Raw genomic sequence first — 12395 nt, forward strand, 5'->3', positions numbered from 1 at the left:
ATGTTGATTCGGGTAGTAAGAATGACCTTTCAGGAAGCAAGTGTTCAGGACTTTCTGGATAACTTCGAAAAGCATAAACATGCGATCCGTGCTTTTGAGGGATGCCAGCATTTGGAGCTTTGGAGAGACGAGAATCAGCATAATGTTTTCATGACCTATAGCTATTGGGAAGATGAGGATGCACTGAACAGGTACCGCGATTCTGAGCTATTCAAAGGGGTATGGAGCTTTACCAAAACCCTCTTCTCAGAGCGTCCATTTGCATTCAGCTCAAAAAAACTTCAAGAAGTGAATTCTTGATGTTGTAGGAAAAAAAATCTTTACCCATATTTGCAACCCGTTACGGATGTAGCGATCGAGACATAGGATCTCACCAAGCCCAGGTGGCGGAATTGGTAGACGCGTTGGTCTCAAACACCAATGCCTTCGGGCGTGCCGGTTCGACTCCGGCCCTGGGTACTATTAACCCCTTCAGAAGCAATTTTGAAGGGGTTTTTGCATTTTTTGGCAAACAAAAAAAGCCCACAACCGTAGGCGAGCCTTTTAGACTTCTGATTTCAGCATTCTGAGTTTCTAATTACCTCTCAAAATATCCATTGGAGGTTGATCGATGTTTTTACGTCCAAAAATACCCATTATTGGGTATTTTTTAAGAGCAGAATTCTCCTTTCCTTTGTTAAGCACTTATCATCCTTAAACATTAACTCACCCCCCTTATGAAGAAATCTCTTTATTTCTACATTGTGCTTATTACTTGTCTTTTTTCCTGTTTAGGTAATGAGGACCCAGAACCGGTAAACATTACAGATCCGGACCCAGTAAACATCCTAGATGATGAACTCAGGGTTAATATTTTACCAAATTATATATCCAACCAAAATGAGGTATGGGTTATTCTTCATACCCTTGATGGAAAACCTATCGACAGCAGGAAGATAGAAGGAGAAAGTAGCCTACTTTTCAAAGTGGATAATTCCCAGCGGTACCATTTAACTACTTACAAAAAATCTGAATTTAACGGAAGTAAGGTTGAACTTTTGGAATCATTCACCCATATTTCAGTCATTGAAGACCTAAGTTTAGGATTGGCTGCTCCTGCTACACAAGGTGCAGAACAGGACGGAGAATTTAATGTTGAGATTTCGCATACAAGCACTCCTTTCGGAGCTTCAGTATTTGGTTCTAATCGGACTTATGCGGCTAGTGGTATGCAAGTTGGACCAAGAATAAATTTAAGAGTTTATCGTCCAAAGGGCTCAGATGAGTATTTCCTTATGGCGAGAGATGGATTGGGGGATATTAGATATGAAAGGCTTAATGTACCCAATCCTGGAGTTACTATCACCAGAACTTTTTCTGACTTAAAGCCTTTTGATCAGGTTTTCAGTTATCCTGCTTCGAATTTCTCCGACTTCCAATTTACTTGCTTAGGTTTTAAAGACAGCGAAAATTCACTCGAATACCGTCATATTATTAACACCAATCAACTCGGATTATTGAATGATGACCTTCATCCAAGTCTAACTCACCAAATTGGTTTTTTGGATGACATAAAAAATTATCATTTGATCATTAATGGAACTCGAATTTCCTCTCCAAATACTTCTTTTACGTACCATTTAATTGGTCCCAAACCCGAATCGCTTGATTTACCGGAATCGAAAGAAGTTCAGGTTCCTAGTACTTCGATTTCTGATTTCCAAGTTTCAATTTCCTCTGAAGACACTAACTGGACTGCAAAATGGGATCAGTCAGAGCCATTTACAGGGGATACATTTATGACTCTGAAGTGGACTATAAAAGGGAATGAATCCAAGGCCAATCTCACTTTGCCTTCAGAATTGACTGAGGATAAACCAAAGTTGCAGGATCTTTCTAAGTTTTCTCTCCAATCAGTATCACTGACTAACCACTCACTATCCTACGACGAACAGATTCGGAAAAGCTTGATAACGGGACCCAAAATAGAACCGGTAAAATTTACAGTTATCACCAGAAGATTCGAATAACGTAAGTTGCTTTAGTCCCTTCGATAGGATTTTAGGTTTTGACAACTAAAATAGCCCCTGGTTTGAACTAGGGGCTATTTATTTTATTCTCGCAATTTGGCTTTAGCCTAAAGAAATATCACGTATTCCCTCTCAAAATACCCATTGGTGGTTGGTTAATGATTTTTCGGCCATTTAGCCAACCGAGAACTATGGTCAAGCCGGTAATGGCTAAATAAAGGAATAGGCCTTCTAACCAGGCACCCGTAAAGGTGATTTCAAAAACGAACTGACATAGCAGCCAGGTGGCCACGAAGGAAAGGATTATCCCTGAAAGTGAAGCTAAGCTACCCAAGAAGAAATATTCAAGGGTGTTAATCTGGGAAACAATGGAAGAACTTGCTCCTAGTGTCCTCAAAAGAATACTTTCTCGCATCCTCTGGTACTTACTTATGATGAGCGAACTGATTAAAACCAGTATTCCAGTGGCAATGGAAAACAAGGCCATAAACTGAATCACAAAACCGATCTTATCCAAAATCTCTTCCAGCGTTTCTACGATGGTCCCTAGATTGATCACCGAAATATTGGGGAACTCACGAACCACCGAGGATTGAATCTGAGCAGACTCCTGATCGTTATTTGTTCGGGTAATCAGGACGTGAAACTTTGGCGCAGCATCTAGAACTCCATCAGGGAAAAGGACAATAAAATTCGTCGACACCTGACTGAAGTCTACATTTCTTAATGAACCTACATAGGTTTTTAATGGTCTTCCCTGAACGTTGAATACAATCTCATCGCCCATCTTTATCCTCTCATCTTCAGCCCAGCTACTCGAAAAACTCACAAAAATAGAATCTCCGGGAGTATAAGGTTTTAATTCTCCCTCTGCCATTGTTTCGGTGGAAGTTAGGGTGTCCCTATAGGTCACGCGAAATTCCCGATTGTATATCCACCTGGGATTTCTTTCCTCATCCGAAAGCTCATTGTTTTCAACTTTATCCACCCCATTTATCTCCTCAATCTGCATGGTCACAATCGGTACTTCCTGGATGATAGGAAGACCTTTCTCGGTGATTTTTTGCTTGACAGGTTCTAACTGCGGAGTTTGGATATCAAACATCAAAAGGTTTGGTTGTTCATCCTTATCAGCAAAGCTAACCTCAGCCAGAAGTAAGTTTTGAAGGAAGAAAAGAGTACTGACCATGGCCGTACCCAGACCAATAGTAGCGATCAAAGAAATGGTTTGGTTGTTAGGTCTGTACAAATTGGCCAAGGATTGCCGCAGGGTATACTTGAGTGTAATGGGAAGAAACCTTCTTACTGACCACATAATAGCTTTGCCGAGGAGCCATAAAGCGCCGAAGGCAAAAACAACAAAAGCCGTAAAACCTAAGCCCAACTTCCATGAATCCAAAAGATAGAAGCTAAAGCCCCAAATAAATAAAAGTATTCCGGCGATTACTGCCCACCTGAGAGGATCCCGCAGCAGAGACGTATCGGCTGATTCAGGCCTCAGTGTAGCCATCGGAGACACATTTCTTACTTTCAACAGAGGAAGAAGGGCAAAGAGAATCGATACGAATAAACCTGTGATGATTCCAAAACCTATGGATAACCATGAAATCCCAACTTCGACCTCCACGGGTAAAAATTCTGAGAAAACAGAAGGCAAAATAAATTGAAGAAGGCTGCCAAGAATAGCTCCCAGAATAGCCCCAGCCAGCCCCATAATCTTAATTTCGGCAAGATAAATAAGCAGTACATCCCTTGAGGAAACACCGAGACATCTTAAAACCGCAACGGAGGCCAGCTTCTCTTTCACAAAAACATTCACGGCACTTGCCACCCCCACACATCCCAGTAATAATGCAATGAAAGCGACAAGACTTAAGAAATTAGACAGGTTGGAAAAAGCTCGACCAGTAGATCTTTTTCTATCATCGACCGTGTCGGCGTCCACCCTATCCAGATCCCATGCGTCTTCGAAAGGCTCAATTAGAAGCTCTACATCAGTTCCTTCGGTAAATTGGTAGTACTTATTATAATTGACACGGCTACCATATTGGACCAGACCAGTTTCTTCCAGGTACTCCATGGGAATATAAACCGTCGGAGCAACGGTAGCTGTAATTCCTGTTTGACCAGGAACCTGAGCCAACTCTCCCACTACTTCAAATTCGACCTCTCCTACCTTGATAATATCGCCAACATTGGCATTAAATTGTGCCAAAAGTGCACCCTCCACCAAGGCTTTTTTTCCTCCTGCTCTAAATGAAGCATCCCCTTCAGCTGGAGTAGTTTCCAGAGCTCCATAAAAAGGGAAAGCTCCTTCCAAGGCTCTAACTTGCGTAAGACGACTTGCCCCTGTTTTAGGATATGCCACCATACTGGCAAAGTTCACCTCACCAGCCATTTGAATAGCTAAACTGTCGATGGGCTGATCACCAACAGGTTTATTGTTTTCCAGGACCAAATCGGCTCCTAGAAGCTCCTTGGCCTGATTATCAATATCCTTTGTAAGGTTTTCTCCAAAGCTGCTTATCGCCACCAAGGCGGCAATGCCCACTACCATCGAAGAAACAAAAAGAAGTAAACGGGAGATGTTCTTTCGAAAATCCCGAAAAGCCATCTTTAAAATCCATGAAATATCAGGCATGGGCTTCCTCCTGTATTTTGCCACCTTTGATGTGGATGATGCGTTGGGTTTTGGCCGCTAAATCGAGGTCATGAGTTACTAAAACCAGAGTAGTCCCCTCCTCCTTGTTCAAATCAAAAATTAGCTTCTCGATCATCTCACCAGTCTCAGTGTCCAAATTTCCAGTGGGTTCGTCCGCAAAAAGAATCCTCGGTTCATTCGCGAAAGCTCGTGCAATGGATACCCTTTGCTGCTCACCTCCGGATAGCTGGGTGGGATAATGGGTTGAACGGTCCCCCAAACCAACCTTGGCCAGTAATTCCTGAGCTTTTTGTCTGGCATCCTTTCTTTTCTTCAATTCAAGGGGTACCATAACATTTTCCAGTGCTGTAAGTGTTGGGAGCAACTGGAAATTCTGAAAAATAAAACCAACACGCTGGTTACGAATAGCTGCTCTTTCATCTTCTGAAAGGTTTTCCATGGCTTTACCATCGAGCTGAACTGATCCAGAAGTACCAGAGTCCAGCCCCGCACAAAGTCCGAGAAGTGTGGTTTTCCCCGAACCTGACGGCCCAACGATTGAGATGCTTTCTCCTTCTTCAATGTCAAAGGTTACATCATCGAGAACCGTTAGGCTGCGGTTACCACTTTTATACGTTTTGGTAAGATTTTTTATAGAAAGTATATTCATCAAGTGTGTTTAATTGCAAAAACATGATAAATGAAACGCTCTCGTTCTAACTTTGTTAGATAATATGAGTTTCATTCTTTTAGGTTAAACCTAATTTGATTTTCAATTCTCGGAGCTTGATACTCGAAAAAGCAACGAGGACTGAATTAATAAAAAAGAGACGAGATTATAAATTCTTTTTATACCTCCGGAAAAAATGCTAAAGAAATATATAAATAATTCAAGACCCATAGAACAAGTTTTCAAGGCTTTTGTCGTACTGACAATCCTATCATTGATGAGCTTTTGCGCAAGCCCAGAATCGAAAGAAGAAGTTCAAAGTGAAACCCAAACCGAAGAGGCGGAAGTTTCAGAATCCAACACTCAAAAAACAATCCTGTTCTTCGGAAACAGCCTTACCGCAGGCTATGGAATTGATCAGGATGATTCTTTTGCTGGTCTTACCCAGAAAAGATTGGACTCTCTTGAGATTAATTATCGAGTTATAAATGGAGGCCTTTCGGGAGAAACCACTGCCGGTGGATTGAGCAGATTGGATTGGTTTCTGGAAGATAAGCCAGACATTTTTATTCTTGAGCTCGGCGGTAATGACGGATTGAGAGGAATAAAAATTGAGGAGACCAAAAGCAATCTTTTGGGAATTATAGATAAGGTTCGAGCAAAGTATCCTGACACAGAAATTATTCTTGCTGGGATGCAGATTCCACCAAACATGGGTCAAGAATACACGAATAGATTTGCAAAGATTTATCCAGAAGTAGCAGCAGAGAAAGACGTAACCTTAATCCCTTTTTTACTTGAGAATGTGGGTGGGATCCCGGAATTAAACTTACCGGATGGAATACACCCTACAGAGGAGGGACATCAGATTGTTTTCGAAACGATTTGGCCGTATCTGGAAGATAAAATCGAAGCTTAATTTAGAAAGGGTATAAAAATACAGTAAAAACTACCTGCCCTCACTTTCTTTCTTCGTTCTATGATTTTTTAAGCTTATCTTAAGGACTTTAAGAAAAATTTTAAAAATGAGCTTTGAGATTAAACAATCCGGAGATACTTACGACGTGATTATTGTAGGTTCCGGTGCAGGGGGTGGAATGGCTTCCAAAGTGCTTTCAGAGGCAGGACTATCAGTAGCCGTGGTGGAAGCTGGAGGTGATTTTGACCCGGCAAAAGAAGATGACCGAACACAATTAAGGCCACCGTGGGAATCGGTAAGAAGAGGTGCCGGAACCAGAATCAGACCTTTTGGAGATTTTGATGCTGCTATCGGTGGATGGGATATAGAAGGTGAACCCTACACGCGTAAGAATGGAACTCAGTTTGATTGGTTCAGATCCAGAATGGTTGGCGGAAGAACAAATCACTGGGGAAGAATTTCTCTTCGCTTTGGTCCTAACGATTTCAAAAGAGCAAGTATAGATGGGCTTGGTGATGACTGGCCGATCGGTTATGATGATGTCAAGCCTTATTACGACAGGGTTGATAAATTAATCGGCGTTTTTGGTTCTAAAGAAGGTATCTACAATGAACCTGATGGATTTTTCTTACCGCCACCGAAGCCAAGACTGCACGAATTATACATTAAGAAAGGAGCTGATAAAGCGGCCATTCCTATGATTCCTTCCAGGCTCTCTATGCTAACAAGGCCTATCAATAACGAACGGGGAGTTTGCTTTTTCTGTAATCAATGTAACCGTGCATGCGGGGCTTATGCTGATTTTTCTGCAGGAACATGTTTGGTTCACCCAGCCATGAAAAAGGGGCAAGTGGATTTATACACCCACTCCATGGTACGGAAGGTGACTACTGATGATTCAGGAAAGGCCACTGGGGTTTCTTTTGTATCCAAAGTGGATATGAAGGAATACCGATTAAACTCTAGAGTGGTGGTGCTGGGAGCATCAGCTTGCGAGTCATCAAGAATTTTAATGAATTCCAAATCCAAAGTTTTCCCAAATGGTATCGGAGCAAGCTCAGGAACTCTGGGAAGATATCTTCATGATTCTACCGGTGCGGATAGAATGGGAATTATTCCTAGCCTAATGGGTAGAGAAAGGTATAATGAAGATGGAGTTGGTGGTATGCACATGTATACACCATGGTGGCTGGATAACAAAAACTTGGATTTTGCACGTGGCTACCACATAGAATACTGGGGAGGAATGGGGCAACCATCCTATGGAACAGGAATGGGAATGGACTCCATGAGAAAATATGTCATTGATGAATTTGGTAAGCCTAGTCCAAACGGAGGATATGGAGCAGGTCTGAAAAAAGACATTCGTACTTTGTATGGATCCACGCTTGGAATGTCAGGAAGGGGAGAGAGTGTGCCGAATTATGACAATTACTGTGAGATCGATCCGGATACCGTCGATAAATATGGTATTCCTGTTTTGAGATTTAATTATAATTGGTCGGATCAGGAGATCAAGCAGGCTAAGCACATGCAAGACACTTTTGAGGAAATACTCACCAATGCGGGAGCCATTCTATTGGGCGAAAAGCCTGGACCAGAAAGCAAATATGGACTTGCCGCACCTGGAAGAATCATCCATGAAGTAGGAACGGCTCGAATGGGAAATGATCCAAAGAGCTCAGTTTGTAACTCCAATTCACAGGTTCACGACTGTAAAAATGTCTTCGTAGTGGATGCTGGAACGTTTGTTTCTCAGGCAGATAAAAACCCAACCTGGACCATTTTGGCCCTAAGCTGGAGAGCTTCGGATTATATAGTGTCAGAAATGAAAAAGAAAAACCTCTAAGCCATGAATAGAAGAGAAAATCTAAAACTGTTATTTGCGGGATCCCTGGGAACCGGGCTTTTCATGACTGGTTGTGCCCCAGAATCAGAGGAGGCAAAGCTAGCCGAACTACCTGCTGGAGGAACTATCGGAGGTAGAACTGAGGAAGAGAAAATTCGAGATCAAAAGCTTTTGGCGGAAACATTCTTTACTGAGGAAGAAAAGAAAAAACTATCCATTTTGGTGGATATCGTGATGCCAGCAGATGAAGAATCTCCTTCGGCTACCGAAGTAGGAGCTGTGGACTTCATTGATTTTATGATGGTAGACCAGCCATCTAATCAAACTCGGATGCGGGGAGGTATGATGTGGTTAGATTTTGAAGCAAATGAATTATTCGGAAAGCAATTTCTGGAGCTCAACCAAGATCAAATCATGGAAATAATTGACCTGGTAGCATGGCCTGATACCGCCACACCGGAATATGAAGGTGGTGTGAAGTGGTTCAATATGGTGAGAAATTTCGCTGCAACGGCTTTTTTCTCAACAGAAGCAGGTTGGAAATACATGGGTTATAAGGGAAACACGCCAAATGCCTGGGATGGTGTCCCTGCTGAAGTCATGCAAAAACACGGCGTAGAGCTACCTGAAAAATACCTTGATATTTATCTAAAACAAGAAGACCGGGGTCGAGTCGCTGAATGGGACGATGACGGCAATCTAATTTGATAATTTTTCTAAAAAGCCTCGAAAGAAATATTCGAGGCTTTTTTTATAATCCATCCACGATTATCTTCAACCAACTAAACCACTTTAATAATGACTTTTAAGAATTTATTACTCCTACCAATAGTTGCCATTTTAATATGCTCCTGTTCCACTGATTCAGAAAACACATCAAGTGACCCTTCTGAAGCCATAAGTTATGAATGGGAAATCGTAGACTCCCTAGACTTTGAATATTTAGGTGACCCTATCCTAGGAGCGGTCAACGAATCTGCTAATCGAGCTGTTTTTTATAATTACGCCGAGTCTAATATTCTAATCTCAGACCTTGAAGGGAATTTAATAGCCGAATTCAAGAAAAATGAAGACACCCCGGATTCTTATGGTTTTATGCTAGAGCTTCCCGGATTTTTTGATAATGAATCCATCACAGTTCTGGGTATGTCGGGAGTTTTCATTTATGACCTAGAGGGAAACCTAATTACTAAAATAGATCATCCAGAGTCTATCGGTGGCGCAGCCTTTATGTCCAAGGTGGGCAAAACCATCAAAACAACATCTTTTGGTGGCAAGGATTATATCCTTTCTAAATCCATGAGAAGTCATGACAGTTATCCTGGGGAGATGAAGTTTTATGAAGATTTCAAAGCCTTAGAGCTGATAGATGTAGAGTCTGGAGAAAGTACCGAGATCGTTCCATTTCCTGAAGGGAGTCAATTTTTGAATGGAATGGGTTACTTCCTAAGTGATTATGAGCCCGCATATACAGCCAAAGGAAACAAATTATACGTGGTATTAGGTGGTGAACCTATCCTTCATGCATTGACACTGAGTGAATCGGGAGCCACTTATGACACTTTAATAAATCTGAATATCCCCGATTTCGAAGAAATAGAGGGAAAGGAGCTTTCTGCTTTCTCAGAAGGTTCGATAACAGTGACAGGGAGTACACCGGCCATTAGGGATATTCATTTGGTAGATGGGAAAATTTTGCTTCCATATTATGCCGGAATGAATCCCGCCAAAATGGAAGAGGTCATGGGGATTTTCGAGTCGGGAGATCAGGAGGAGGCAGAAAGGATTTTTGAGCAATATGAAGAAGAGGTGTCCAGAGGAGTACTGGTTTTTGATCAGAATAGTCTAGAGTATCTTGGAGAGATCAAAATGAATGACAAGCTCCCTAGTGTAACTTTCGCCTCTGATGGTGATTTTCTGTGGATGCAAAAGGCAGCTTCAGAAGAAGTTGAGGAAGATTTCAGAAGAATTTATAAAGTAAAAATAGTGGGGAAGTGAAAAGATTGATTCTGGCGCTCCTGGTGGTTGGTACTTTCTTTACTTCCTGTTCAGAAAATCAATCCGGTTCTGAAAACAATCCTACTCAAGGTATCTGGGAACTAGAAATAGTAGACTCCATTCAGGTGGATCATCTTGGTGAAATTTCCACAGGAGATTTTCGTGATGGCATCGGAGTACTTTTTGATTACACCAGTAATACGTTAATCAAAATTGATGAAACAGGAAAAATCCTAACCAAAAAGACTTTCCCGCAGGATGGTCCTGATTCATTTCAATTTTTGAATACAGTCGAAATAGACTCTTTAGGAGGTGTTTACATCAAGAACTTTATGAATGCCTTCTACTACCTCAATTCTGATTTATCCGTGGCACGAAAAATAGAAATGCCATTTCCCTCTACTTCATTTGATGGAGCTACAGACTCAAAAGCATTTGAGCTTTGGAAAGGGAAAATTTTAATGTGGTATGCAGGCCGTGATGATAAAAGCCCATACGAAAATCACTACTTACGAGATGAGTTTCTTTTGGAGCTTTTTGATGAATCCGAAGGTGAAAGCAAAGCCATGCTAAGAACTCCATCGGTTTCAAAATTCGCATCAGATCAGCTTTATGATAGACCCTCCATAAGTTTCAGTATACATGACGACCACGTGTATCTTACCTTTTCAAACGAACCTCTGGTCCATGTTTATGACCTTAACAGAAATGGAGAGTATGTCGAGAGCCTTGACTTCAAGCCTTCAAGATTCATTTTAGGTCGAGAATTGAAAGATGAATTTGATTATGCAGATTATTCGGAACTCGTTGAAGGTCGTATTTGGTCAATTTACGCTCGGGATGATGGAGTATTGATAAAATATGGAGAGGGAATGGATGAAGAGCAATTCACAATTGGGGATTATTTAAATGAGGAAAACTTCCCCAAGCTCCAAAACAACATAAAAAAATATTACAAGGTATATACTGAGGAAGAAGGTTGGTCACATGATATTTACATACCAAACCAAATAGGCCAGGTTTTCGAAGTAGAATCAATCTCAGAACCCTTCTTCGCTTTGCGAAATGACGAATTCCTAGGGGAGGAACGAGACTACATCACCTTTTATAAACTACAACTCAAAAAGAAATGAAGAAGTATCTGGCCTGGCTCCCAATAGCTTCAATCCTTGCTTATTCCTGTTCGGAGAATCAGGAGCAAGCGGACACCACACCATTATCAAGTCAGGAGTTAAAATTTGAAATTTATGACTCTTTGTTGGTTGACCTATTGGGAAATTTAATTCTGATGGACATCAGCCCCAGTGGTGAAAAATATTTGCTTCTGGAGCAAACCAGCGGAGATATTATCCTCACCGACCAAGACGGGAAAATTTCCCATCAATACAATAGAACAGGTGATGGCCCTGAAAACTACCCCGGAAGTAGAATTGGCTTAGGTCAGTTTATTTCGGAAGAAAGCTATTTCATCCCCACCATGTTGGGATTTTATGAATACAATTTATCCGGTGAACTATTAAGAAAGTACGAACCTGATTTCACAACCGGTGCCACTTTATTAATCAGTAATTCTAGAAACCATATTTTTCATGAGGGTAAAATTTATAGCAATCTTGGAGACCGAGCTGCAGATGAAGGACTCTCTGGATTAGAGTTACAGCAAAATACCAACAAAGTAGAAGTGATCAATTTGACTGATTCCACTTATCAGCCCTCGGTTCCAATACCTACCCAATCCAGATTTTCCAGTTCGGAAGAGCTTTTTCCTGACATAGCACATTATTCACACCTTGCGATAAAAGATGACTCACTTTATCTCATGTTTCGCAATGAACCTGTGTTGTACAGTTATCCCATTTCAGATTTAACCTCCCCCTCTTCTGTCAGAAATATACCTTTCGACCCGTTTGTTTTGGTAGAAACTGAAGACCCTGAAGATAGGAGTTCATTCAGAATTCGGGATTTATTTACAGGTACAATTAACTTTTTCATCCCAATGGGAGATGATAAATTTCTAATTGAATATTTATCAGGTTTGGAGGATGATCAGGCCAATGAAATCATCAACAATTCAGAAAGTGATTTCGGGAAAATGTTTGAGGAAGCCATAAAAATAAATCAAGGTGGACTCACCATCTTTGATGGTAAAAACCTAAGTCCATTCATTGAAAAAGAAGAAATACTCGGAAGTCTCAACAAATTTGTTTCAAAGGATGAAATCTGGTTTGCCCTGAATTTTGAAGAAGTAGAAAATGATTATTCTGTTTTATACAAAACCAGACTAGTCGCTAAATAAGGCCACTAAACTG

Annotated in this window: 10 protein-coding genes and 1 tRNA gene; 9 read left to right on the top strand and 2 right to left on the bottom strand. The window is 41.2% G+C overall.

Going from position 1 to position 12395, the window contains the following annotated elements; genetic code table 11:
* From QVH07_RS02895 to QVH07_RS02905, 3 genes are all read left to right on the top strand, one after another.
* On the top strand, positions 1 to 300 hold the full coding sequence (locus QVH07_RS02895; protein ID WP_289998626.1) for a putative quinol monooxygenase: 300 nt from the start codon (positions 1 to 3) through the stop codon (positions 298 to 300).
* Positions 301 to 377: 77 nt separating this feature from the next.
* A tRNA-Leu gene (locus tag QVH07_RS02900) sits at positions 378 to 459 on the top strand.
* 257 nt (positions 460 to 716) lie between these two features.
* Positions 717 to 2009, top strand: a complete 1293-nt coding sequence (locus QVH07_RS02905; protein ID WP_289998627.1) for a hypothetical protein — start codon at positions 717 to 719, stop codon at positions 2007 to 2009.
* Positions 2010 to 2127: 118 nt separating this feature from the next.
* On the opposite strand, the gene QVH07_RS02910 is transcribed toward QVH07_RS02905, so the two are convergent.
* Together QVH07_RS02910 and QVH07_RS02915 are read right to left on the bottom strand one after the other, a co-directional pair.
* Entirely contained in the window at positions 2128 to 4650 is a 2523-nt protein-coding gene (locus QVH07_RS02910; protein ID WP_289998628.1) for an ABC transporter permease, read from the bottom strand.
* A complete protein-coding gene (locus QVH07_RS02915) occupies positions 4643 to 5320 on the bottom strand; it encodes an ABC transporter ATP-binding protein (protein ID WP_289998629.1) in 678 nt (225 codons plus the stop codon). The genes QVH07_RS02910 and QVH07_RS02915 overlap by 8 nt, the downstream gene beginning before the upstream one ends.
* 277 nt (positions 5321 to 5597) lie before the next feature.
* Here QVH07_RS02915 and QVH07_RS02920 point away from each other — a divergent pair, with 277 nt between their 5' ends.
* The 6 genes from QVH07_RS02920 (at position 5598) to QVH07_RS02945 (ending at position 12382) form a co-directional block, all read left to right on the top strand.
* On the top strand, positions 5598 to 6239 hold the full coding sequence (locus tag QVH07_RS02920) for an arylesterase (RefSeq protein ID WP_289998630.1): 642 nt from the start codon (positions 5598 to 5600) through the stop codon (positions 6237 to 6239).
* A 106-nt stretch (positions 6240 to 6345) separates the two neighbouring features.
* On the top strand, positions 6346 to 8088 hold the full coding sequence (locus tag QVH07_RS02925; protein WP_289998631.1) for a GMC family oxidoreductase: 1743 nt from the start codon (positions 6346 to 6348) through the stop codon (positions 8086 to 8088).
* A 3-nt stretch (positions 8089 to 8091) separates the two neighbouring features.
* A complete protein-coding gene (locus QVH07_RS02930; protein WP_289998632.1) occupies positions 8092 to 8796 on the top strand; it encodes a gluconate 2-dehydrogenase subunit 3 family protein in 705 nt (234 codons plus the stop codon).
* 90 nt (positions 8797 to 8886) lie between these two features.
* Positions 8887 to 10086 (top strand): hypothetical protein, encoded by a 1200-nt coding sequence (locus tag QVH07_RS02935; protein WP_289998633.1) that lies wholly within the window; start codon positions 8887 to 8889, stop codon positions 10084 to 10086.
* Positions 10083 to 11219: a hypothetical protein gene (locus tag QVH07_RS02940; RefSeq protein ID WP_289998634.1), complete on the top strand. Its 1137-nt coding sequence runs from the start codon at positions 10083 to 10085 to the stop codon at positions 11217 to 11219. The genes QVH07_RS02935 and QVH07_RS02940 overlap by 4 nt, the downstream gene beginning before the upstream one ends.
* The gene (locus QVH07_RS02945) at positions 11216 to 12382 is read left to right on the top strand and encodes a hypothetical protein (protein WP_289998635.1); all 1167 of its coding nucleotides are present in this window, start codon (positions 11216 to 11218) and stop codon (positions 12380 to 12382) included. The genes QVH07_RS02940 and QVH07_RS02945 overlap by 4 nt, the downstream gene beginning before the upstream one ends.
* Positions 12383 to 12395: the final 13 nt, after the last annotated feature.

This window comes from Algoriphagus sediminis (assembly GCF_030403435.1).
GTDB lineage: Bacteria > Bacteroidota > Bacteroidia > Cytophagales > Cyclobacteriaceae > Algoriphagus > Algoriphagus sediminis.